We start from the raw sequence: 22704 nt of genomic DNA, 5'->3' as shown, positions 1-22704 counted from the left end.
GATCACCTCAGAACCCCCGTTGGTAGTCGACGACGTCGCGGTGTGACCACATGCCCACCGCAAGCACGTGACAGGATGTTTCGGCACTCTCCCGGAGCCTGTGCCATGTGTCTCCAGGTCCAAGGCAGCGTGAACCGGCACTGTCAGCTTGGGAAGTGTATGGATCGCGCCTCGTAGAGCGGCTGAGCTGGGCGTTCGGCCGGTCGTGAGTGACCGTGGGTGACCCCTCGTCACCCCGTCTAATGGCACGCCAATGGCACGAGCGGCAGGATGATCCGGTGAAGCTGAACGAGAAGGTCGCGGCGGGGATCGCGGAGGAGCACCTGGACCGGTGGCGACGTGTTGCACGCTACGACGAACTTGCCGTGATGGAAGAGAACGGTGACAAGGACTGGGAGAACGTCACCGGCGAGGATGGCCAGGAGTACAAAGTCCTCGCCTATGTACTTCCGCACGGCGACGAGACGCTTCGGATGGTGATCTCGGTGAACCGCTGCAGGAAGGATCATGCGGCTGCTGACTCGATGATCCGGGAAGCGGTCATGCGCTCAGACGGCATTGTGACCACACCGGCAGATCTGGCTGAGCTAGAGGACCGTTGGCTTCTGCCCTACCGAGGGATGCAGGTGGTCCAAGTCCGGGTGAGTTATCAGTTGACGTTGCTTCTCGACGGTGGCGCTCAGGTGAACGTCGAGTCCACGGCGACGCTCACCAGCGGCCCACTGAGCGCTCCCGATGCGGAACCGGTCCAGCTGGCCCCTGAGCGCCAGGAGGTGGCGCCGACCCTGGCGCTCTTCGGCGCGACGATCGTGTCATCGATTGCCTTCAAGTCCGGTGCGCTGCGGCTGGTCTTCGACACCGGGACACACCTGAACGTGAAACCCGATTCTCAATACGAGGCGTGGAGCACCTGCGGTCCTGACGATTTGCGCTTCGTCTGCCTGCCGGGCGGTGGGCTTTCGATTTTTCGATGATTGGAGGAGCCAGTTTGGAAGATCTCGGTACGCAACCCTCTGAGCTGCTGCGCCCCAGCTCAGAGACGGTTTCGCTGTATCCGTGAGTCTCCGTGATTCCCCCCTTGTTCACCCTCCTGACGGGCACGGCCGGAGAACTCCGTGCGAACGCGCACCTCTCCCCGCCTGATCGTCCCGTCTGCCTCGTCCCACCCCGGAGGGGCAACAGCCCGGGGACGGAGGATCAAGGCCGTCTTCGCGTGTACGTCAACCGGTAGGCGTTCCTCGGCCATGGGATGCCAACGGTCACAGACGGCCTTGATCCGGAGGAGTCGAGCTGTTGGGCTTGCCTGGGACGCGGCAGGCGGGACGATCAGGCCCCACCTCAGCCATCTACGGCTCTCCAGGTGTGCAACGTCGATCATCTCGGAGCCGAAGTGCCCCCGCCGGAGGCGACCTTCTCTTGCTGAGCCTGTCGGAGGCGTCTGGAAGGGTGTCGTCATGATGGATGAACGTGTGTCAGTGTTCCAGCAAATCACCGACCAGCACGAGATGTCCCCCGACCTGCGACGGGAGCTGATCGAGTGCTGGATCACGGTCAGCAATGCCGGGGGCGCGGCCGGCTTCCCTTTTCCTCCGGTCAGCTTCGACCAGGTGGCTTTGGTGACCGATCAGCTCATCGCGGGTCTGGACTCGCAACGCAGCCGACTCCTTCTGGCCTTCGTCGATGAGACGCTGGCCGGCTGGCTGAATGTGCGCCGGGATGTCAATCCACTCATTACGCACTGGGGTACGGTCCACCACGTCCAAACACACACCGGTTTCCGCGGCAGGGGCATCGGCGCCGCGTTGATGCATCGTTTGGGCGATGTGGCTCGTGAAGAGATGGGACTGGAACAGCTTCACCTTGCCGCGCGAGGTGGCATGGGGCTTGAAGATTTCTACGGACGGTTGGGCTGGAAAGAAATAGGCCGATGGCCCGGCGCACTGCGGCTTATGCCTGGTGACGATCGCGACGAAATCCTGATGATGCTCACGCTCTGACTATGTTGTCGACTGAGCAACGTGCTGCGGCGGCGCGTCGCTGGCATCGCCGAGTTCGCTTGGTACGGCGGGCGCGCGGTGCGGCCACGGCCCGGGGCGCCGCCGGCCGGGACCGGCGGCCACGCCGCACGCCCGGCCGGCGGGCGGCAGAGGGCCGGGTACGGCGGCGCGGCGCGCCGCCGCTTGATACCTCATAAGAACAATTCGGCAAAACTCCATACCCCGGTCCGTCAGTCCTTCGACAAGACCGGGTCCACCGCCAGAACGCCGGGCATTGGTCCGATAGCGGGGGCGATCGTGCGGGCGAGAGCCGGGTCGGAGAACTTGACGTAGAAGGAACCCGGGTAGGTCTCATCCAGCTCGGATTTTGGATCGGAGAGCTTCGCGAGTTTCAGGTAATGGCCGGGGTCTTGGAAGTAAATCGTCTCCACTCCGGGCAGGTCCCGCAGCCGAGCGACGATCGCGGCCTTCTCCTTCTCGGTGACCATCCCCGTCGCTCCTCCGCGCTTGGTCCGTTGGCACTCGGATGTGACCTGGGAGATGGGGTCTTTCCCGCACAGAGAGATCTGGGCCTCAGCCCTGCCAGCCCAGAAGCTGACCCCCGGCCGCCACACAGTGGAGACCCTCGGCATCGATCTCATCTTCTCGGCCACGGCGGGGAAATCCTCGGCGCGACGGAGCATGCCCTGTAGAACGTCGCCGGACAGGCTCGAACTCTCTGCTTGCCTGGTGTCCCCGATTCGGGCGTACCCTCTCCACCGCTGGTCGTCCAGCTCTCGGCCGCTTCGCACCTCAACCGAGGTCACCTGGGGCAACGCCCGGAGCATGGCCTCGGCCTCCTGCCGTTGCTCAACGGTCGCCGAGGTCAGGCCGGGGCATCCGCACATGGCCACCGCGAATTCGAGGGACGGGGACAGCGCGACATCCGGCGGGGGCTGGGGTAGCCAGGACCGCTCATAGAGATACCAGCCGCCGGCCCCGGCCAGACCGAACACCACCAGCACCGCGGCGCAGACGGCCAGCAGCTTGGTATGCGCCGCCACCCAGGGGCCGAGCCCCGGCCCGTAACCAGGGTCGTCACCGCCGAAGGCCAACTCCTCAGGTTCCATTCACCCGACTATGTCGATCTTTTCGAGTTCCGGTCAAGGCGTGTCAGAGGGGCACTACGGTCCGCCTGCCCAGCAAGTGAGTCGCACCGTACGGCTTGGCGCCGATACTTCCGGCAGGCTTGGCGACTATTCATGCCACTACTACGGAGACCTGATGCACGAACACATTGAAGTCCGTGTTACCGCAAGCAGCGATGAGGAGGCGAGGCGGATTTGTTCGGCAGTGGTGGAGCGCCGACTGGCCGCGGGGGCACAAATCGTCGCGCCGATCGAGTCCACCTACTGGTGGGCCGGGGAGGTCCAGCGCTCTGGCGAGTGGCTGTTGCTGATGACGACCACCACCGAACGGTTCGAGGATCTGGCTCGGTGTGTGCGGGAGCTGCACTCCTATGAGGTGCCACAGATCGTCGCCGTCGCACTCGTGGCCGGCACGGCTGACTACCTGGAGTGGATCAGGCGGGAGACGGCCCCTCGTTCCGGCGCGTAGCGGCGATGTCGCCGAGAAGCTCGCGAACGGTGTGGTCGGTGTGCGGGGCCAGAGCTTTCTCCACCGTGGCGAGGTGCTGGATTCCCCAGGTGGATTCGCTGCGCTGGGCGGATTCCAGGGCGCGGCGAGCGTAGGTCACTCCTTCGGCAATGTCGCCGATCTGGAGTTGAGCCTGGGCGATGTCGGCGTAGATGATCGCCGCCTTCTTGTGGTCGCTCTCTTGGCCAACCGCGGACAGAGCGGTCTGTCCGGCTTCGATGACGTGGTGTTCGTCGCCGAGTCGTACATAGGTGGAGAGCTGGAAGGCGGCCATCCGGCCGGGGTCCAGGAAGCGGGTCCAGGCGCGTTCGCGGTGCGGGCGGGCTCGGCCGTATGCCTCTTCGGCCTGGTGCAACACCTCGATGGCGCGGCGGTCGCCGAGGGCTGCCAGTTCTTCGGCTTCGCGGCTGAGAAGCCATGCGCGGGTGGCGTCGTCGCCCTGGGCGGGGAGGAACTGCTGGGCTTGGCGTACGGCTTCGTAGGCAGCTCGACCCTCGACGGCGTACGACTTGTAGGCGTGGGTGCACGCCTGGATGATCTGGTGCCCGCTTTCCTTGGCGGCCAGGGCGGAGACGCGCTCGAAGGAGGCGGACTGCCTGGGCTGTTTGAGATCCCAGGCGATCCAGGAGGCAAGGGTGGCGGCTTCGCCGGCGGTGGCGGCCAGACGGCGACGGAAGCGATCGGGCGGACCGCTCTGGAGCAGGGTGCTGAGTTCGTTGATATGGGTGGTGAGTCCCTGATAGATGGCTCGGGCGGGGAGCACATACTCCAGGCGGTGAAAACCGATGGTGCGTGCTTCGAGACGCTCGATGGTGTCGTCGTCCAGTGCCTGAGGTCCGGTCAGGGCGCGGGAGAGTCGCTCCCAGGGGTCGGTGATGGCGGCCGCGGCCTCGGCGGTCATTCCGGCAGCGAGGAGAAGCATCGTTCGACGGTCCACGTGTGAGTCCAGCCTTCCCACGATCCAGGCCAGCGTTGGTAGGTCGACGTCCCAAGGGGTCATCGAGCTGGCGCGGGCCGACAACAACAACGCTCTCCACGTTAAGCAGGGAGCTTGTTGGCGTTCCATCCCGAGACGGGATGACCGCGTCGGGATGAGTGGAGGTGGCGATCACCCGGGGTGGCGCGGTGCGGATGGGGGCGAGTCCCAGGGCCATTCGGGCGGAGTTGGGCATGTCCAGGCCATCGGCGACGCGCTCGAAGACGTCGAAGGCGGTGACCTTCACGGCCCCTTTCATGATCTCGCTGACCTTGCCTTGGCTGAGATTCACCGCCACCCCGATACGGGTCTGACTGAACCCGGTGTACTGGCGAATCAACCGGAATACGTGGCCGATATTCCGGCTTCGAAGAGCCGCGAGCATTTCCGGGCGTTGCCATAGCTCCACCAGGGTAACGACCGGTTCAGTCGCTTCTGCGGGCATATGGCGCACCCCCTACGACTCCTCGACTACCGGATATACAACGCTTGCCACTGTGGGTTATCCCGTCAAGGGATATCGACTATCCGGGGCAAGGATTCCGCCTCGGGATGGGCATCGTAAGTGCGGGTGATGACCCTTGATTCATGACTTCCGAGGGTGAGCCGACGGACGAAGATCGCGGGGCCCGTTGCGGGCGTGGTCGGCGGTGGATCCGCAGGGACCGCGCAGGTGTCGAATGTCGCATCGACGATCAGGTTGCAAGACCGGCCGGGCTCACGTGCCTCGGCTGGCGGGCACCGGCGAGGTGGCGGCCCGATGAGCATGAATGAGGTTCCGATCACCAGGAAGACCTCAGTGATCACGCCGGTGAGCGCGGCGCGACGTCTACGCGATGAACTGGCCGCCCTGGAGATCACTTCTGATGTTCACGACGGGTACGGCCTGGCTCTGGTGTCCGCCTGGTTCGAGTTGGTCGTGTGGACCGATGGCCGGGTGTTTCGCTGGTGGACGGGCCAGCAGTCCGGACGTGCTCGACGGCGGCGGTATGTCTTCTGCCCTGTGGATGATGCGGTGACGGCTGCGCGTCGGGTGGCCGATCGCTGCGCCGAGCTTCAGAAGAAGCATCCCCGGCCGGTTCCAATGACGGGGGATCCGCGGTGATCGGGGTGAGTGACTGCCTGAGTCCGCACGTGGCGATGCCACAGCGGGATCACATGCGATTGGTCTGGCGAGAGCCGTACCAAGGAGTAACGCGCCTACGGGTGATCACTTGGACCTGCCGTTGCCGGGCCACGCTGTATGAGCTGTGCCAGACCGGAGGGCAGGCCTTCATCCGCCGCACGCTCCAGCTCGACGGCGACCGGCAGGTTCACGAGACCTATCGCTGGCCGATCCAGGAGGCAGGCGATGTGTGGAGGGCTTTGCTCTCCGGCGAGGCCCGATAGGGGTGATGACGCGGCAGGCCTCGGTCGCCCGTGTCGCGAGTGAGTGTCTCATTGCAACTCGAACTGCAACTATGGCGACCTTGAAGATCAAAAAGGCCCTCTCCCAGAATCTGGGAGAGGGCCTCTGACCTGCGGAGGCTGGGAGATTTGAACTCCCGATGGCATTGCTGCCAAACCGCATTAGCAGTGCGGCGCCATAGACCTGACTAGGCGAAGCCTCCTGGTTGCCGTGCGGCTCAGCACAGCGTACCGGCCTTACGGCGAGGCGGCAAAGTGGTTTGCCTTCGCGTCGCGAACGGCGATCGCCGCCAAGTTATCCACAGATGGTGGATAACTTGCTCCCCATCTGTGGACAGAGCAAGGAATTCCCAGCTAGGCCTGATGATAACCCTGGGGATTCCTACTATTCGAGACACTAAATCTCAACACGCGAGCACAACGAGGGCTCCTTCTCGCGGACGAGGAAGGAGCCCGTACAGATCATGGAGCTTAGGCGCGGTTGGCTTCGCCCTCGACCTCGATCTTGATCTTCTTCGAGACCAGGACGCCGCCGGTCTCCAGCGCCTGGTTCCAGGTCAGACCGAACGCCTCGCGGTCGATCTCGGTCGTGAGGGAGAAACCCCAGAGCTCCTGGCCCCACGGGTTGGTGCCGGCGCCGCCGTACTCGACGGTGAGCTCGACCTGCTTGGTGACGTCACGGACGGTGAGGTCGCCCACGAGAACGAACTCGTCGCCGGAGTGGCCCGCGACGCTGGTGCTGCGGAAGGTGATCTCCGGGAACTTGTCGACGGAGAGGAAGTCGTCGCTGCGCAGGTGGCCGTCACGGTCGGGAGAGCTGGTGTTGATGCTCGCGGCCTTGATCGTGAGCTCGGCGGAGGACTCGAGGGGGTTCTCGGCGACCGTGACGGTGCCGGTGAACTCGTCGAAGTGACCGCGGACCTTGCTCACCATCATGTGCTTGGCGACAAAACCGATCCTGGTGTGGGCCACGTCAAAGGTGAAGGTGCCGGGGGTGGGGAGCTGAAGGTTTTCCCAGGTCCGAGTGGTCATGTCTACTCCCGAAGAGATTCTTGCTGCGATGATGGTTGCGACAACAGATTTCTACACGAGGAATATTCCTCACGTCAACTACTGTGGGATAGAGTGTGAACGTGATCCCCTTTGATGACTCGCGCCTGACGGCCATGGGCCTCCTCGCCGAGGTCTACACCGGCATCTCAGCGAAGACGCACCACTCTTTCCTCGCGGTGGGGCTTTCAGACATCGACTTCGAGACGCTGATCCGGCTGGCACGCTCGCCGGAACGTCGCCTGCGCATGAGCGACCTGGCCGCACAGACGAGCCTGTCCACCAGCGGGATGACGAGGGTCGTCGATCGGCTGGAACGTGAGGGGCTGGTCACAAGACAGGCATGCCCCACCGACCGCCGGGCCTCCTACGCGGTCATCACCGAGCTCGGCACCGACCGGCTCGGCGCCGTGGTCCCGCAGCACCTTCACGACATCGAGACGTGGTTCACCGGCCTGCTCTCCCCCGAGCAGCTCTCTGTCTTCCTGGACACCCTCAGGGTCGTTCGCGACGCCGTACGGCCCTGCGCCACGGCGGGCGCCGAATTCCCGTCCCAGCGCACACCGTGCGACCACGAGGCGGAAGAGCGCATACCGGCGGATCTCACTCCGTCCGAGTAATGCTCCCCCCGGTGGACGAGTAATGCCCACCCCCGTGGACGAATGATGCTCACGCCTGTGGACAAGTGTCGCTTACCCATGTGGAGGAGCAACCCCATGTGGAGGAGCAACGCTCACCCGGCGAACGGGTGCCGCTCACACCTGTGGACGAGTGACGCTCACACCGGTGAACGGATGAGGCTTACCCGTGTGGACGAGTGACGCTCAGGCCGGTGGATCTCATCTCGTCCAGATGACGGAGAGCTCCCCCTCCGCGGCCATCGCGCGCAGTGTCCTTTTGGCGAACTTGCCCACGGAGGTCTTCGGGACCTCCTCCACAAACGCCCACTGATCCGGCAGCTGCCACTTCGCCACCTTGTCCTCGAGGAACTCCCTCAGCTCCGCGGCGGAGACCACGCCGTCCAGGACCACGCACGCGAGCGGCCGCTCCCCCCACCGCTCGTCGGGCACGCCGATCACCGCCGCCTCGACGACCGCCGGGTGGGACATCAGGAGGTTCTCCAGCTCCACCGATGAGATCCACTCGCCGCCCGACTTGATGACGTCCTTGGCCCGGTCGGTCAGCGTCACGTATCCGGCGTCCAGCCGGCCCACGTCGCCGGTACGCAGCCAGCCGTCGTGGAACCGGTCGGAGTCGGGGTCGAGGTAGTACTCCGAGGTGACCCACGGGCCGCGGACCTCCAGCTCGCCCACCGCCTCGCCGTCGGCGGGCAGCACCGTGTCGCCGTCGCCCACGATGCGTCCCTCGACCCCGGCCAGCAGCCGCCCCTGGGTGACCCGCAGGTCCCAGTGGTCCTCCAGCGGGGCGACGGTGGCCAGCGGCGAGGTCTCGGTCATCCCCCAGGCGTGCGCGATCCGTACGCCGAACTCCTCCTGCAGCGCCCGCATCAGCGACGCGGGGACCGCGGAGCCGCCGCAGGCCACCAGCCGCAGCGAGCCCAGCTCGGTGGGATGCGTCCGGGCGTATCGGAGGATGTCGTTCCAGAGCGTCGGGACCGCCCCCGACACGGTCGGGCGCTCCTCGGCGATGATCCGTACCAGGTGCTCGGCCTGGAGGAACCTGTCGGGCATGACCAGCGACGCCCCGGCCATCAGGGAGGCGTACGGCAGGCCCCAGGCGTTGGCGTGGAACATCGGCACGATCGGCAGGACCCGGTCCCCGGCGGTCAGGCCCATGGCGTTGGCCGTACAGACCGACATCGAGTGCAGGTAGGCCGAGCGGTGGCTGTAGACGACGCCCTTGGGGCCGCCGGTGGTACCGCTGGTGTAACACATGGCCGCGGCCGAGCCCTCGTCCAGCTCGGGCCAGTCGAAGGAGGTGTCCGCCGCGTCGAGCAGCGTCCGATAGTCGTGGACCTGCGGTCCGTCGATCGAGCCCTCCCCGACGACTATCACGTGCCGGACCGTTTTGAGCTGGGGCAGGATCGGCGCGAGAAGCGGTATCAGCGTGGCGTCCACGAGCAGGACGTCGTCCTCCGCGTGGTTGGCGATGTATGTCAACTGCTCGGGATAGAGCCGGATGTTGAGCGTGTGCAGCACCGCGCCCATGCTCGGCACGGCGAGGTAGGCGGCCAGGTGGGAGGCGTTGTTCCACATGAACGTGGCGATGCGCTGGTCACCGGTGACCCCCAGCCCGCGCAGGGCGTTCGCCAGACGGGCGGCGTCCCGTACCAACTCTCCGTACGACTGCCGCGTGAATCCGTCTCCGGTGTAGGTGACGACCTCGCGATCGGGGAAGAGTTCTGTGACGTGCCGCATGATCGAAGTGATCGTGAGGGGGAAATCACCCATCGTGCTCCGCATCAATCGAGTCTGACTCGATTACCGGGCAAACGCTAGGTCTGCGGCTCCAACTGCCGCTGCTCCGGCACGGTGAGGTCGCCGCGGAGCTTGGCCATCGCCCGGGAGACCGTGCTCTTGACCGTTCCCACGCTGATGCCCAGGGCCTTGGCGATCTCCGGCTCGGTCATGTCCTCGTAGTAGCGCAGCACGACCGCGGCCCGCATCCGGGTGGGCAGCCGGTCGAGTGCCTCCTCCACCTGCTCGGGCAGCCGGCTGTGATCACCGGTGACCATCTGTTCGGGCAGATAACCCTGTCCGCCGCCGAGCACCGGCTCCGGGAGGTTCTCCGAGGGATACTCCTCCAGCTTGCGCCGGCGCCACCAGGAGATGTTGATGTTGACCATCGCCCGCCGCACGTAGCAGTCCAGGGCCCCGTGGTCTTCGATGCGGTCCCAGGCGAGGTAGGTCTTGACCAGCGCCGCCTGAAGCAGGTCCTCGGCATCGCTGGGATGTCCGGTGAGTTGGTAGGCGGCATGGAGAAGCGCAGACCCGCGAGCAACGACATACTCGCGAAACTCCTCTTCGGTCCCGCCGGTCAACACGATCACCAGCCCGCGCTCAGGGTGTGCCTCGTGTGGCCAGAATCGCAGCCGGAGCCCATAGTGCGGCTGAACCGAAATCCATATTTTATCCCGCCAACGGCAAAGATCGGCATTGTTGAGCGGTGAGACACTCAAGAGCCGCTAGGCGCGGCTTTGACAGTTTATGGGTGCAATGCGTTCTACGAAGGGGGGGAACTCTAGTACATGGTCGGACACCTGCCGTATTTATTGGTGGAGCGAACAGCGGGACTGCGCGAAGCATGTGACGCTGGCTGAAACACCTCGCCGAACATGGAGAGCGACAATGCCCTATCGCAGCGCTGAACGCCGCCGCGTCCTGGCGGCGGCCGCGCTTGGCCGGACCGTTCAGGATCCGGGGCCGGTTTCCAGCGAAGGTGAACTCCTCCATTCGGTCACCGGCGAGATCTTGGACGTCAGCCCGCATCTGATCGTCATCGACACTCCCGAGGGCCGCGAGGAACGGCTCATCATCGCGCCGTGGGCGACCGCCTGGCGCGGCGAGGCCGTCAGCCCGGCCGATCTGCCCGTGGGTTCCAACGTGATCATCAGGGCGCTGCGGGCCGGCCGGGTCGTGGAGCGAATCTGGGCGGACGTCACCCGGATGACCGGGGTGATCCAGTCGATCGGCACCGACGCCAAGGACCGCACCGTGGAGCTGTACTGCGGGCCGCATCGAGGGCAGCGCACGATCGTCATCCCTTACGGCGCCTCGGGGCGGCTACGGGTTCGGCACCCGCAGTTCGAACCGGGTTACCTGTTCGACGCGATCGGGATCCGCGAGAACGGCGTGACCCACGCACGCCTGCCGGCGACCTCGCAGCCGCCCTACCGGTGGACGGCCGTTCCTCCGCCGCCCCTCGGCTACAGCAGCGTGCAGTCACGGATCTCGGGCACGGCCACCTGGTCGGACGCCTTCGACTTCGACGAGCAGGGAGCGGCCTACCCCATGTTGGAGCGGTCCGACACGGCCTGTGACGAGGCCGGGGTGTCCTGCGCCGGTCTGCCCTATCTCTCATTGGGTTCGATGCTCAACGTGCGCAACGTGTGCGCGGGACGCACCTCGGTCCTGCCGATCGTGGCATGTGGCTGTATGGCCGGCCGGTTCTGCGATCGCTGCCTGGAATGCGGGACCTCCCCGCGTGGCCGGATCGTGGAGCTGTCGCCGACCTCCTTCGTGGAACTCGGTGGTGACCTGACCAACGGGTGCTTCAACGTCCGGCTCGGATTGGGGTGACACAGATGCTGACGACGATTGTCATCGCGCAGCTTCCGGTTCTGGTTCTGCTACTGGTGGCGGGTACGGTCGCCAAGATCTGGACGGCGGCGCGCGAGTCCGAACCGGGTGCGCTGAGCAAGCTCGGGCCGGCGGTGCTGGTGGCCGAACGGTGGCACACGCCCGCGATGCTGTGCTGTGCGTTCGGAGAGCTGTTCTTGACGGTCGGCCTGTTGATGACCGACTATTCGTTCTTCCGGTGGGGCATAACCGCGTTCTTCGCGGTGTCCACCTACGTTCTCTGGGAGTTGCGCCGCCGTCGCCCGGATGTGGGCTGCGGCTGCTTCGGCGAGGTCAGCGCCACCCCCGTGGGACTGCGCTCGCTGGGCCGCACCGTTGTCCTGACCGCCATGTCCGCGGGAATGCTCCAGGCCCCCGGGGCCACCGGCTGGTCGATGTTGACCGGTATCACGTGGGCCCACGCTCCGGCCGCGATCGGCGGATTGCTGGTGCTCCTGGCGCTCTCACCGGAGATCGAGGAGGCAGCCGCCCGGCTCCGGTATCGCGCCCCCTGCGAGCAGCGGCCTCTTGACACGTCCACCGCGCTCAACCGCCTGCGCGTGAGCAAGGCCTGGCAGTCGCACGAGAGCCTGCTCTCAGGCACGGAACCGATTGACAGCTGGCGGGAGCTCTGCTGGCGATTCTTCGCCTACCCGGGGCTCAGCCACTCCGGTGAGCCGGTGGACGTGGTCTTCGCGATCTATCTGAGCGGGCGCCATCCGGCCGTGCGGGTGGCCCTCGTCGGCATCGACGGACAGCCGATCAAGGCCAAGCCTCTGCCGGATTCTCTCCCCGTATCGGCCTGACGCTAGAGAACCTTAGATTTCTCTAGCACAGCATCATTCAGCTCTATATGGCTCTCTAGCTTCCCCACTAGAGAGCCATATAGAGGGCTAGGGGCCTCTCACACTATATCGAACATGTGTTCAGACAGGTTGAGAACGGAGGAACTTGCCGAAGTGCGGAACGGTGAACGCGATCAATCCGCGCTCGGCGCTGTAGATCAGCCCCTTCTTGATGAGGCTGTCACGGGCCGGGGAGAGGCTTGACGGTTTGCGGCCGAGGCCGTCGGCCACATCGGAGGTGGCGACGGGCTCGTCACCGATGGAGGCCATGGCGTGCATGTAGTCGCGCTCGGCCGGGGTGGCTCGCTCGTAGCGACTGCCGAAGAAGCCGACCGCCAGCTCCTCCTCTGCCTCCGGCGCGGAGACCCGGATGTCGTCAGCGGTGATCGGGCTGCGCAGCGCCAGGTCCCAGGCGACCTTGCCGTAGGCCTGGACGAAGTAGGGGTAACCGTCGGCGGCTTCGTAGAGCGCGTCGAGGGCCTCGGGAGTGAACTCCACACCCTCGCTCTCGGCCGGGGCGATGAGCGCCAGGTCTGCCGCCTCACGGTCGAGCCGGTCGATCCTGGCATAGCGGAACAGCCGCTCGGAGTAGCTTTTGCTGGCCGACAGCACGCTGGGCAGGTGCGGCAGGCCGGCGCCGACCACGATCAACGGGCCACCGCTCTGGGAGAGCTCGTGGCAGGCCGCGCAGAGCGCCGAGACGTCGGGGGCCTGCACGTCCTGCATCTCGTCGATGAACAGCGCGATGCCGACACCCAGATCGGTGGCCACCGCGGCGGCGTCGACGAACAACTCGGTGAGGTCGATCTCCAGGTCACCGGAGTCGGCACGACCCCGCCCCGCGGGCACGTCGATCGCGGGAGACCAGTGCGAGGTGCCCTTGGCCGCGGACGGATCGCGCATCGCGAACGCCTTGAGCACCCCGAGGAACTCCTCGATGCGCTCGGGGGCCCGATGCCGGGGGGCCAGCTCGCGGATCGCCATGTGAAGGGCCGCCGCCACCGAACGCCGGATCGACTGCTCGGGCCGGGCCTCGATCTTCCCGGTGCCCCACAGACGCTGCATGGCCATCGACTTGAAGGTGTTGAGGAGGACGGTCTTGCCCACACCGCGCAGGCCGGTGACGACCATGCTCCGCTCCGGGCGCCCTCGGGCCACCCGCTCCAGGACGATCTCGAACTGTTGTAACTCACGGTCGCGCCCGGCGAGCTCTGGGGGACGCTGCCCCGCACCGGGGGCGTAGGGATTGCGCACGGGGTCCACGGTCTCGGACTTTATGACGGGATATAGCGGCCGACGTAGATTTCCGTAGAAAGCGCTACGGCGTGTCGCGCCATCCTCGACGGAAACCCGGGGAAGCGGGGCGAGGACCACCGGCGGCACCGTGAGCATCGCCATGACACACCCCTTCACCTGGGCAGACATCGTCCGAACCCGTGTTCGATCCAACGACTCCGACTGTAGCGCGGCTTCGAACACAGAGACGATAGTTTTCGAAGAAACCTCCGCCAAAGAACTCGAACTCGCTGGTCAGTACATCTGAAATCAGGCCAGAAACCTCCGAAACAAGAGACGGAGGCCACGCCGAGACCGCCCACTGCAGGAGAAACGCCTCAGTCCCGGACAGCCAGCCCCATCAAGCGCGCCGTACCCAAAATGATCTTCCCGGCCGGATCGGGATCGGCGTCGATTCGGCGCCGTCGGCGTGGAAGATAGCTCCTCAGCTGCTGTTTATCACCTCGTGTAATTAATCAAATACAATGACCGCTTATCGTGTTTGTCAGGCATGGGGGATGACAACAGATGAAAAAAGCTCAGTTGGCAGTGCGGATGGGGACGAGTGTCGCGGTGGTGGCCGGCTGCCTGTCCGGGGCCGCGTGCAGCGCGTCCACCTCGGCGCTGACGCCGTCCACCCCGGCGCCGGTCTCGTCGTCCGCCGCCGTCCCGGCCTCACCCTCCACGCCTCCCACCCCCTCGGCCGAGCCGACCACCGCGAGCCCTTCTCCCACCGGACCGCCGAAGTTCTCGGCCAAGGTCTCGCGCGTCACCCGCAAACAGCTCCCCTACTCCTGGCGGCCCGGATGCCCGGTCCCGGTCCAGGACCTGCGGCTGATCACGATGAGCTACTGGGGCTTCGACGACAAGCCGCACACCGGCGAGCTGGTCGTGAACAAGGACGGGACCGACGCCATCGTCAACGTCTTCGGACGCCTGTACGACTGGCGGTGGCCGATCTACAAGATGCAGCTCGTCGACGCCTACAAGGGCAGTGACTTCGACTCGATCGAGGCCGACAACACCTCGGCCTTCAACTGCCGCCCGGCGACGGGGTCGAGCAGCTGGTCCCAGCACGCCTACGGCAGGGCGGTCGACATCAACCCCCGCGAGAACCCCTACGTGTCCGCGGACGGCTCGCTGGCGCACAAGAACGCCCGCAAGTTCGGCACCCGCCCGCTGGACGCCCCCGGCGTGATCAACCCCGGCGACCGGGTGGTCAAGGCCTTCGCGAAGGTCGGCTGGGGATGGGGCGGCATCTGGTCGGGAGCCAAGGACTTCCAGCACTTCTCCGAGAGCGGCGGCTGAGAGCCGTAGTCACTCAGGCCTCCACGCGCTCAGGACGGCAGGCGCCCGGCCCGGGACAGAGCGGTCAGGAGACCCTGGATTTGGCGGCGAACGTATTGCAGGCGCCGGGATCCCCGTCTTGGAAGCCGCGCGTCAGCCAGTGGGCGTAGTTCTCGGCCTTGCCGTGGGTGGGACTGTCCTCGGCGATGTCCCGGACGTAGACGAAGTCCTCCTCGGAGCGGTCCAGGGAGTCCCAGACGCTGCCGATGAAGGCACCGCTCAGGCAGTCGGCCTGGAGTTCGAACCTGCGCTGGACGGCGTTGTAGCCCTTCTTGGTGCGGTAGTTCCAGGAGTAAGCGACATCGGTGATCCCGGAGAGCTTCTGGACATGGTGGCCGTACTCATGAGCGAGGGTCTCGAACAGGAACAGGCTGTCCAGGTAGGGGAGGAGGTTCTCGTCGAGGAGGAAGAGGATCGTCCTGTCCGTGGCGCAGTAGATCGCCTGGGCGTCCTTGGGAAACCTGCCGCAGCGGGTGCTCACGCCGGAACGGCCGACGGTCCGCAGTCTCGCCGTGGCGAAAGGCAGATCGGCTCTGGCGAACTGACGCTTCCAACTGTCGTTGAGGCATTTCAGGAGAGCCCCGAGGTAGTTTTCCGTGCCCTTGCGGCTGGTGCTGTGGATCGGCCGCTCCCGGCAGGTTCGCCGCAGCATTCGACCCGTCTTGTAGATCGGGTTGCCGGTCAGGGCGACCTTACCCGTGGGAACCCGCTCAATCCGGTCGACGGTCGCCGCGGCCGGACCGGTGAGGAACAGACTCGCCAGCACGCCGGAGAGCACCGCCAAGGGGAGCGTCCGCATGAGCCCAACCTAATAAAAGTTAAATAGCGGGCAAAGTAGGTCGTACTACCGGGCCTGCTCTGTTCATCCGGAATGGCGCGAAGCATCCGTGGGATCGGCATCCCGTGTCAGGAGCGCCGTTCGGCACGGCACTTCGGATATGGCACCTCAGCGAGCCTTCATACACGGCACCTCAGACGCGAGACTTCATATACGCGGCGCTTCATACGCGCCATTTCAGACGCCGCGCCGATCGCGGTCGCGGAACAGCCGTGGACCGGGCGCGCTGTGTGTGGTGCGTTCGCCGTACGATCCGTTCCCGGAGGTCAGGGTTCCTTGGTGCATCATTGGTCCCATGGCGGCCAAAGACGGTGACGGGTGGGCCCAATGTGATCGCGGACATCAGCACTGGGGCGTGTACGGCGCCTCCGGGCTGCTCGCCGTCCACCATGACGCCACGGGGCTGCCTCACATCCTGATGCAGAAGCGCTCCCTGTGGAGCCATCACGGCGGCACCTGGGGCCTGCCGGGCGGTGCCCGCGACAGCCACGAGGATTCCATCGCCAGCGCGCTCCGCGAGGCCCGCGAGGAGGCCGCCCTGGAGCGTGACGGGCTCCGGATCCAGGGTGTCTATCTCGACGACCATGGCGGCTGGTCCTTCGAGACCGTGATCGCCGAGGCCTCCGGGCTGCTGGAGGCGGTCCCGGCCAACAGCGAGAGCATCGAGCTGCGCTGGCTCACCCCCGCGCAGCTCGCCACCAAGCTGCTTCATCCCGGTTTCGCCGAGACCTGGCCGGAGGTCGGCCTGGCGCTCGCCCCCTCGCTGGTCGTCCTCGACATCGCCAACATCGTGGGAGCCCGGGCCGAACACGGATGGTGGAAGGACCGCGCCGGGGCCGCCGCCAAGCTGATCGCCGAGGTCGACGCCCTCAACTCCGGCGGGCTGCGCGCCGTACCCGACCAGCTCCCGCACCTGGAGCGGTGGTTCCCGCGGCTCACCGCGGTCGTGGAGGGCGCCGCCCGCGGCGCCGCTCCGCTGCCCGGCGTCTCCGTCGTCGCCGCCCCCGCCGACGGGGACGACGCCATCGTGCAGGTCGTACGGGATGCCCTTCCCTGGGAGCGCGTCCTGGTCGTCACCGCCGACCGGGGCCTGCGCGAGCGGGTCACGAGCCTGGGTGCCACGGTTACCGGTCCCCGGTGGCTCCTGTCGCAGTTGTGAGTGTTCTGCTGATGTTCCACGTGGAACATTGCCGCCGGCTGTCACAATGACCCGCATGTCAGAGCTCCGAACCGATCCGCAGCGCGTCTGGATCGACGAGGAAGGGCCGATCCCTCCTGACTCCTGGGGTCGCGAAACCTCCTCGCGACGCGCCCTTCCGTGGGGCTTCGCGTTTGTCGTCATCCTGCTGGTCGTGGGACGGTTCGCCCTCACTCCCCACCTGACGGCCCCGGCGCTCCAGACCTGGGCCACGGTTTTCGTGGCGATCTGCGTGCAGGCCCTGCCGTTCCTGGTCTTCGGCGTCGCCCTGTCCGCCGCGATCACCGCGTTCGTCCCGGCGTCGTTCTGGACCCGGACGCTGCCCGGACATCCGGCCCTCGCCGTACCCGTCGCCGGAATGGCCGGCGCGGTGCTGCCGGGCTGCGAGTGCGCGTCCGTCCCGGTCGCGTCGGGGCTGATGGCCAGGGGCGTGGCTCCGTCCGCCGCGCTGGCCTTCCTCCTGGCCTCACCCGCGATCAATCCGGTCGTGCTGATCGCGACCGCCGTCGCCTTTCCCGGGCAGCCGCTGATGGTGGTGGCCAGGTTCGGGGCCTCGCTGGCCGTGGCGGTGCTGGTCGGCTGGCTCTGGCTGCGGTTCGGCCGGAGCGAGTGGCTGCGGATCCCCTCCCGCCCTCAGGGCGACGGCCCGAAGTGGGCGCAGTTCGGCGAGGCGATGCGTCACGACCTGCTGCACGCGGGGGGGTTCCTCATCCTCGGCGGGCTGGCCGCCGCGACGCTCAACGTCATGGTCCCCCGCGAGTGGCTGACCACGATCGCCGGGGTGCCGTGGCTGGCCGTCCTGGTCATGGCGCTGCTGGCGGTGCTGCTGTCGATCTGCTCGGAGGCCGACGCGTTCGTGGCGGCCTCGATGACCGCGTTCTCCCCGACCGCGAAACTGGCCTTCCTGGTGGTCGGGCCGATGGTGGACCTGAAGCTGATCGCGCTGCAGACCGGCACGTTCGGCAGGGCTTTCGCGGTCAGGTTCGTCCCACTGACCTTCGCACTCGCCGTTGTGGTGAGCGCCCTCTTCGGATGGTTGCTGCTGTGAACCGCGTGACCCAGAACCTGGTCCTGACGCTGCTCGGCTGCGCCGTGCTACGGATCTCGGCGTTCTCCACGACGTACCTGAACTACGTGAAACCGGGCTTCCGGCCGTTCCTGATCGGCGCCGGGGCGGTGCTGGTGATCCTCGGGATCATCGGGCTGGTCCAGTCCTTCCGGCAGAAGGAGTCCTCCTCCGGCTCGGACGGCGAGGCACACGCGCGGGACCACTCGCGGGAGCCGACCCCGTACGACCTGACCTCGCAGGGCTCAGGGGATCCGGCCCCGTACGACCTGGCCGCGTGGCACCTGGCCTCGCAGGGCTCGATCTCGCGGGGTTCGGCGCACGGCGGCTCGGGGGATCCGGCCTCGCGGGACGGACGGGCACCGGGGGACGAGGACCATGCGCATGGGCACGACCACGCGCACGGCGGGCCTCGGATCGCGTGGCTGATGTGCCTGCCGGTCTTCGCGATCTTCCTGATCGCACCGCCCGCGCTGGGCTCGTTCGCCGCCTCCCGGGACGACACGCCCGCGCCGCGCAGCCAGGTCCTCAGCGCCTTCACCCCGCTGACCGGTGACGGCGCCGTGGACATGCCGATCAGCGAGTTCATCGGCCGGGCCTGGGACGACGACAAGAAGTCCCTCACCGACCGCGAGGTCAGGCTGACCGGCTTTGTCGTCCCCGCGAGGAAGAAGGGCCAGTGGTACGTCACCCGCATGCAGATCGCCTGCTGCGCCGCGGACGCGTTCCCGCTGAAGGTCGCGGTCAAGGGAATCGAGCCGCCGCCCACCGACACCTGGGTCGAGGTCACCGGCACCTGGATCCCGCAGACGTTCGGCAAGATGCCCAACGGGGTCATCTATCCGCAGTTGTCCGGCAGAAGCCTCGCGAAGGTGGCGGCTCCGGACGAGCCGTACGAGTAGGCGAGGCCTCTCCCGGTCTCCTTCCCGGTCCGTACGGCCCGCGTCGCCAGGGCGGCCTTCACGGTCGGCCCACCTGGCGGCACGGGAACGGATGCGGGCGTAGGCGCGGGAACGAGTGCGGGCTCGGAAGGTCAGACCCGTAACGGCTCCGGGCCTAAGACCATCCTCGGTTTCAGGTCGCGGGTCGCCCGGTAGAAAAGCCAGTAGCTCACGGCCGCGACGCCGATGAAGAGCAGCCTGGCTGGCCCGGGGATGTTGATCGTGAGCAGGCCGTCGTTGAGCGAGTGAAGTACGGCTGCCGCCACGAAGGCGCCGACGATGGGAAGCGTGATCACGACCCGCCCCTTCACCTCCCAGACTCCGAAGGCAATCGCACAGATCAGGCCGGTCCAGACGAGGTGGCTGAAAGGAGTGGTGAGACCGCGTATGAACAGCACCGTGCCCGCGCCGATCACACCGTCGGAGTGGATGCTCTTCCAGGCGTAGGACATCGACTCCATGACCGCGAAACCGGTCGCGCACGACAGGCCCAGCGCGACGCCGGCGGCTTTGGTCAGGTAACGGCCCTTGAGCGCGACGGCCAGGGGCGGGACAATCTTGGCCGCCTCCTCGATCCATCCGACCCGCAGGATCGTGGGACCGTTCTTGGAGGTGATGAGGAGTGAGTCGAAGTATCCGCCGATCATGAGGGCGACGCCCCCGCCGAACAGGAACATTCCTATCAGCGTGGTGCCCGGCACGCTGTTGCCGATCCCGGTGCGGTCGTGGATGGCGACCAGAAGCGCGATCGGCCCGGCCGCGGCACCGTAGAAGAATGCCGCCGGCAGCACTGCCTGATTGCCGACCGTCTGGATGACGGCGATGAGCGCGGCAGACAGCGCGATCATGGCGATCCACACCTTGAACCATCGATGTCGGTAGAACCTCAAATGCTCACGCATGGGGGGTTGTTCCCCGATTAAGGTGATCCAAATTCGGACTAATCGCCCATATTTACCTAAAGCTCGACATTTAGCCGAAAAAGGACTCCGTCGCAATGGTCCCGCAAACCATCATGAACACCACTGGCACCAGCCATCTCCCGGAGCGCTCGACCAGGGCAATGATCTTCTTGTGTGATCCGAGCCACGAGGCAGCCGCACGCCAGAGCGCCTGGAGTGCGTCCCCTCTCCACGGAGGCGTCGTGACGCCTGGAGCCGCACGTCCTCCACGGTCACATGGCCAGTAAGATGCGGCGAGCGTTACGATCATGTTGTCCGTTCCTGTCGGCCCCTCGGAGACCGCACGTGGGCTATCCGCCGCAGTACGGCCCGCCGTCCCGGGGCGAGACAAGTCGTGGATTGGCCGCAATACTGATCATGGTTCTCGGCTTGCTCATCGGGGCTGCCATCATCGTGTTCACGGTGCTCAACCCGCCTTCCTCACCGGCGAGCTCTCCCTCGACGCAGGGGCCCGATCACTCCGAGACCTCGGTCCGCCAGGCCGCCCAGCTGATGCTCGACACCTACGCCAGCGGATCTTACGGCGACTTCTGGGACATGTGGGGCACAGAAGCCCAGGGGTTGATCGCCCGCGAGGAATACGTCCGGCTGTTCCAGCTCTGTCCACAACGCATACCGGGCACCTCGTTCACCATCACCAAGGTCACGGTCACCGGCGACAACGCCAGCGTCCAGGCGACCCGGTTGAGCGAGGCGGCAACCTTCGACTTCCTCTTCGAGAGCGGCTCGTGGCGGTCTGTGCCCTCGCCCGATCTGCGACAGGAATATCAGAGCAAGACGGTCGACCAGATGGTCCAGGAACGGCAGGCCGCGGGAACCTGCGGCGCGGCTGCGGCCACCCCGCCCGCCACCTCGCCCGTCCCCCCGCCGGCCACGCCGCCTGCCACCCCACCGGCCACCTCGGAGACCGCTCCGCCTGTCACCCCACCGGCCACCTCGCCCGCCACTCCGCCTGCCACCTCGGAGACCGCTCCACCTGTCACCTTGTTCACGGGGTGAGCCGCTCGGCTCCGAGGCCTCCGGGACATTCGAGGCCGAGGCCCGATCCCGATGCGCGCAGACCCGATACACGGAGAAAGAACGAAGACGCCGGTGCAATCTTTGATCGACATATCGACTGATCCTCAAAGTCACACCAAGGTGATGCCGACGCCGGAATTCACAGCTACTGTCAAACGTATGGCCTACCCACTGCCGGCCTGGCGAGACGGCACAGGATCGGACACGTCACCACCGAACGACAAGGATTCCGCCATGCGGGAATCGGCGTCGGTTCCCCTGTGGCTGGCGCATCTCCAGCCCCGAGAAGGTCAGCCGGAAATCAGCATTCCGAGCCCTGACACCTCCATCACGATAGAGCTGGACAGAGCGGACTACGAAGCGCTTTCTCGTAAGGCCCGGCTGACCGGAAACAAGGTCGCCGACGTGATCCATGCCGCCGTCCAGCGAGAGATCGGCAACAAACCCCACGTCATCACCCTGATGCACCGCTGGAACCTCCATCGGGAAGATCTCGACACCGCGGCCGAATCACTCGGGGTCGACCAGCTGTCCGAGGCGGAGTGGGGACAGATCGGCATTCGTCATTTCCGGAGGGGCTGAAACATGCTCCCGGGTCGAGTGCTTGACGTAAGTGCCCTGGTAGACATCGCGGTGGCGAAGACCGAATACTCCCGGAGCATCGCCGCCATGTGCCTTTTCCGCGGTGGCGGGATATGCATTCCGGCAACCGGTCTGGCGGCCGTGTTGTCCATCTCTCCCATGTCCACCCAGGTGGAGTTGTTCGAGCTTGTCACGACGCCCGGTGTAAAGATCGATGACTTTACCCACGGCAAAGTGGGAGACATCGCGGAGATCCTCGACGGTTCACGCGATATCACCGCCGGGCACGTCATCTGGTGCGCTCGGAGCACCAAGTGGCCCATCCTTACGGATCGCGGCGGAGAGCTGACCCAGTACGACCAGCACATCGTGATCGACCCGTTGCCCTAGGGAATATCGATAGGTCGCACTGCCGACGGCTGCGATGAGGCGGGACCTCCAGCCTCCAGCCAGAACCTTCCGCCGTGGAATGGTGCCGAATATTGTGCGCATACTGTCGATTTGTAGGGCTCAGCCCCTCACACTGAGAGGGTGACAGACCAGGTAAGGCGCATCAAACTTGACATTCCCGACAGCCCGGAATACGACCAGGTACGCGATATGCACGGCCATGCGGTGTCGGTGTTCGCATCCACGGAGAACAACGGTGAACGCTCACTGAAAATCGGCAGCCGGACTCTGGCGCTGCGGAAGGTGGGCGTCGACGAGGACGGCGACGAGGCGATGGACGTCTATCGAGCCGAGTCGATCTCGGACCCGTCGTACTGAGACCAGGTACGAGCACGTCGCACTCGGGGGGCCGGACCAGACCTGGTCCGGCAGCAACGGACTGACACCCGAGTGACCATGGCCTCCTGAAGACACTGACGAGGCGAGCTCGGCCTGCTCCCTCCTCAGCGGTGAGGGCTTATCCGTCCGTCGGTCCGAACCCGGAGCCGTGCAGCACCGCCGGCACGATGATCCAGGCGATCCACCCCACGCCGTGTCGATCGGACTCTCACCGTCGGCTGACGGACCACGATCCCTGCGGGGCACGTCCAGGACGGTGGCGCCGGCGAGAAGGCAGCATGTGCCCAGGAACGCCAGGCGGGTGAGACGACCCACCAAATCCATGATGAGACGTTCATGGGGCAAAAAGGAACTAATGTGCCTTTTGGTGGGAATTCTGCGTGTCGAGACTGGAGGCATGGACACCACCAACGACACCCTTCACGCCGATCTCCTTGTCATCGGCTTCGGCAAGGGCGGCAAGGCCGTCGCCAACACA

24 protein-coding genes, 1 tRNA gene and 1 pseudogene are annotated in these 22704 nt (G+C 66.1%); 16 read left to right on the top strand and 10 right to left on the bottom strand.

What is annotated here, in order from left to right:
* Window positions 1-278 precede the first annotated feature (278 nt).
* Both CHC08_RS39090 and CHC08_RS39085 read left to right on the top strand, forming a co-directional pair.
* The gene (locus CHC08_RS39090; RefSeq protein ID WP_089212432.1) at window positions 279-974 is read left to right on the top strand and encodes a DUF6188 family protein; all 696 of its coding nucleotides are present in this window, start codon (window positions 279-281) and stop codon (window positions 972-974) included.
* Window positions 975-1454: 480 nt separating this feature from the next.
* Window positions 1455-1997, top strand: coding sequence for a GNAT family N-acetyltransferase (locus CHC08_RS39085; protein ID WP_089212431.1), 543 nt, complete (start codon window positions 1455-1457; stop codon window positions 1995-1997).
* Between the two features lie 230 nt (window positions 1998-2227).
* On the opposite strand, the gene CHC08_RS39080 is transcribed toward CHC08_RS39085, so the two are convergent.
* Window positions 2228-3106 (bottom strand): hypothetical protein, encoded by an 879-nt coding sequence (locus CHC08_RS39080; protein WP_089212430.1) that lies wholly within the window; start codon window positions 3104-3106, stop codon window positions 2228-2230.
* Between the two features lie 223 nt (window positions 3107-3329).
* Here CHC08_RS39080 and cutA point away from each other — a divergent pair, with 223 nt between their 5' ends.
* Window positions 3330-3593, top strand: a complete 264-nt coding sequence (cutA, locus tag CHC08_RS39075; RefSeq protein WP_245878842.1) for a divalent-cation tolerance protein CutA — start codon at window positions 3330-3332, stop codon at window positions 3591-3593.
* Here cutA and CHC08_RS39070 read toward each other — a convergent pair.
* Both CHC08_RS39070 and CHC08_RS53075 read right to left on the bottom strand, forming a co-directional pair.
* The gene (locus tag CHC08_RS39070; RefSeq protein WP_143653527.1) at window positions 3559-4554 is read right to left on the bottom strand and encodes an NsdA family TPR-like regulatory protein; all 996 of its coding nucleotides are present in this window, start codon (window positions 4552-4554) and stop codon (window positions 3559-3561) included. The two genes, cutA and CHC08_RS39070, sit on opposite strands and share 35 nt — an antisense overlap.
* A 295-nt stretch (window positions 4555-4849) precedes the next feature.
* Window positions 4850-4993: pseudogene (locus tag CHC08_RS53075) on the bottom strand (hypothetical protein); the annotation flags it as partial.
* A 375-nt stretch (window positions 4994-5368) separates the two neighbouring features.
* Between CHC08_RS53075 and CHC08_RS39060 the strand changes: the two are divergent.
* Together CHC08_RS39060 and CHC08_RS39055 are read left to right on the top strand one after the other, a co-directional pair.
* A complete protein-coding gene (locus CHC08_RS39060) occupies window positions 5369-5713 on the top strand; it encodes a hypothetical protein (RefSeq protein ID WP_143653526.1) in 345 nt (114 codons plus the stop codon).
* A gap of 101 nt (window positions 5714-5814) precedes the next feature.
* Window positions 5815-5997 (top strand): hypothetical protein, encoded by a 183-nt coding sequence (locus CHC08_RS39055; RefSeq protein ID WP_089212425.1) that lies wholly within the window; start codon window positions 5815-5817, stop codon window positions 5995-5997.
* A 132-nt stretch (window positions 5998-6129) separates the two neighbouring features.
* On the opposite strand, the gene CHC08_RS39050 is transcribed toward CHC08_RS39055, so the two are convergent.
* Together CHC08_RS39050 and CHC08_RS39045 are read right to left on the bottom strand one after the other, a co-directional pair.
* Window positions 6130-6218, bottom strand: a tRNA-Ser gene (locus CHC08_RS39050).
* A gap of 268 nt (window positions 6219-6486) precedes the next feature.
* Entirely contained in the window at window positions 6487-7047 is a 561-nt protein-coding gene (locus tag CHC08_RS39045; protein WP_179282469.1) for a YceI family protein, read from the bottom strand.
* 101 nt (window positions 7048-7148) lie between these two features.
* On the opposite strand from CHC08_RS39045, the gene CHC08_RS39040 reads away from it, so the two are divergent.
* Complete coding sequence (locus tag CHC08_RS39040; RefSeq protein WP_245878841.1) at window positions 7149-7685, top strand: MarR family winged helix-turn-helix transcriptional regulator; 537 nt, start codon at window positions 7149-7151, stop codon at window positions 7683-7685.
* Between the two features lie 219 nt (window positions 7686-7904).
* On the opposite strand, the gene CHC08_RS39035 is transcribed toward CHC08_RS39040, so the two are convergent.
* Both CHC08_RS39035 and CHC08_RS39030 read right to left on the bottom strand, forming a co-directional pair.
* Entirely contained in the window at window positions 7905-9488 is a 1584-nt protein-coding gene (locus CHC08_RS39035; RefSeq protein ID WP_089212423.1) for a fatty acid--CoA ligase, read from the bottom strand.
* A 32-nt stretch (window positions 9489-9520) separates the two neighbouring features.
* Complete coding sequence (locus CHC08_RS39030) at window positions 9521-10066, bottom strand: SigE family RNA polymerase sigma factor (RefSeq protein ID WP_089212459.1); 546 nt, start codon at window positions 10064-10066, stop codon at window positions 9521-9523.
* Window positions 10067-10373: 307 nt separating this feature from the next.
* Between CHC08_RS39030 and CHC08_RS39025 the strand changes: the two genes are divergently transcribed.
* Together CHC08_RS39025 and CHC08_RS39020 are read left to right on the top strand one after the other, a co-directional pair.
* A complete protein-coding gene (locus CHC08_RS39025; protein WP_089212422.1) occupies window positions 10374-11324 on the top strand; it encodes a hypothetical protein in 951 nt (316 codons plus the stop codon).
* Between the two features lie 5 nt (window positions 11325-11329).
* Window positions 11330-12169: a MauE/DoxX family redox-associated membrane protein gene (locus tag CHC08_RS39020; RefSeq protein ID WP_089212458.1), complete on the top strand. Its 840-nt coding sequence runs from the start codon at window positions 11330-11332 to the stop codon at window positions 12167-12169.
* 120 nt (window positions 12170-12289) lie between these two features.
* Here CHC08_RS39020 and CHC08_RS39015 read toward each other — a convergent pair whose 3' ends face one another.
* The gene (locus CHC08_RS39015) at window positions 12290-13462 is read right to left on the bottom strand and encodes an ATP-binding protein (RefSeq protein WP_245878840.1); all 1173 of its coding nucleotides are present in this window, start codon (window positions 13460-13462) and stop codon (window positions 12290-12292) included.
* A gap of 549 nt (window positions 13463-14011) precedes the next feature.
* Between CHC08_RS39015 and CHC08_RS39010 the strand changes: the two genes are divergently transcribed.
* Window positions 14012-14791 carry a M15 family metallopeptidase gene (locus tag CHC08_RS39010; protein WP_245878839.1) on the top strand — a complete coding sequence of 260 codons (780 nt, stop codon included), beginning with the start codon at window positions 14012-14014 and terminating at the stop codon, window positions 14789-14791.
* A 64-nt stretch (window positions 14792-14855) separates the two neighbouring features.
* Here CHC08_RS39010 and CHC08_RS39005 read toward each other — a convergent pair whose 3' ends face one another.
* Complete coding sequence (locus tag CHC08_RS39005; protein ID WP_089212420.1) at window positions 14856-15629, bottom strand: neutral zinc metallopeptidase; 774 nt, start codon at window positions 15627-15629, stop codon at window positions 14856-14858.
* Between the two features lie 334 nt (window positions 15630-15963).
* On the opposite strand from CHC08_RS39005, the gene CHC08_RS39000 reads away from it, so the two are divergent.
* The 3 genes from CHC08_RS39000 to CHC08_RS52610 are packed head-to-tail and all read left to right on the top strand — an operon-like array spanning window position 15964 to window position 18834.
* A complete protein-coding gene (locus CHC08_RS39000; RefSeq protein WP_089212419.1) occupies window positions 15964-16827 on the top strand; it encodes an NUDIX hydrolase in 864 nt (287 codons plus the stop codon).
* 55 nt (window positions 16828-16882) lie between these two features.
* Window positions 16883-17914: a permease gene (locus CHC08_RS38995; protein ID WP_089212456.1), complete on the top strand. Its 1032-nt coding sequence runs from the start codon at window positions 16883-16885 to the stop codon at window positions 17912-17914.
* On the top strand, window positions 17911-18834 hold the full coding sequence (locus tag CHC08_RS52610; RefSeq protein WP_179282467.1) for a TIGR03943 family putative permease subunit: 924 nt from the start codon (window positions 17911-17913) through the stop codon (window positions 18832-18834). The genes CHC08_RS38995 and CHC08_RS52610 overlap by 4 nt, the downstream gene beginning before the upstream one ends.
* 131 nt (window positions 18835-18965) lie before the next feature.
* Here CHC08_RS52610 and CHC08_RS38985 read toward each other — a convergent pair whose 3' ends face one another.
* The gene (locus CHC08_RS38985) at window positions 18966-19775 is read right to left on the bottom strand and encodes a PrsW family glutamic-type intramembrane protease (protein WP_089212417.1); all 810 of its coding nucleotides are present in this window, start codon (window positions 19773-19775) and stop codon (window positions 18966-18968) included.
* 417 nt (window positions 19776-20192) lie between these two features.
* Between CHC08_RS38985 and CHC08_RS50065 the strand changes: the two genes are divergently transcribed.
* The 4 genes from CHC08_RS50065 (at window position 20193) to CHC08_RS48835 (ending at window position 22205) form a co-directional block, all read left to right on the top strand.
* The gene (locus tag CHC08_RS50065; protein ID WP_089212416.1) at window positions 20193-20834 is read left to right on the top strand and encodes a hypothetical protein; all 642 of its coding nucleotides are present in this window, start codon (window positions 20193-20195) and stop codon (window positions 20832-20834) included.
* A 93-nt stretch (window positions 20835-20927) separates the two neighbouring features.
* The gene (locus CHC08_RS38970) at window positions 20928-21437 is read left to right on the top strand and encodes a hypothetical protein (protein ID WP_143653524.1); all 510 of its coding nucleotides are present in this window, start codon (window positions 20928-20930) and stop codon (window positions 21435-21437) included.
* A gap of 18 nt (window positions 21438-21455) precedes the next feature.
* Window positions 21456-21827 carry a hypothetical protein gene (locus CHC08_RS38965; protein ID WP_179282466.1) on the top strand — a complete coding sequence of 124 codons (372 nt, stop codon included), beginning with the start codon at window positions 21456-21458 and terminating at the stop codon, window positions 21825-21827.
* 141 nt (window positions 21828-21968) lie between these two features.
* Window positions 21969-22205 carry a hypothetical protein gene (locus CHC08_RS48835; protein ID WP_143653523.1) on the top strand — a complete coding sequence of 79 codons (237 nt, stop codon included), beginning with the start codon at window positions 21969-21971 and terminating at the stop codon, window positions 22203-22205.
* Window positions 22206-22704 lie beyond the last annotated feature (499 nt).

Source organism: Streptosporangium subroseum (assembly GCF_900188345.1).
Classification (GTDB): Bacteria; Actinomycetota; Actinomycetes; order Streptosporangiales; family Streptosporangiaceae; genus Streptosporangium; species Streptosporangium subroseum.
The sequence above is the reverse complement of the archived record's forward strand: the minus strand, read 5'-3'. Positions and strand labels throughout refer to the sequence as shown.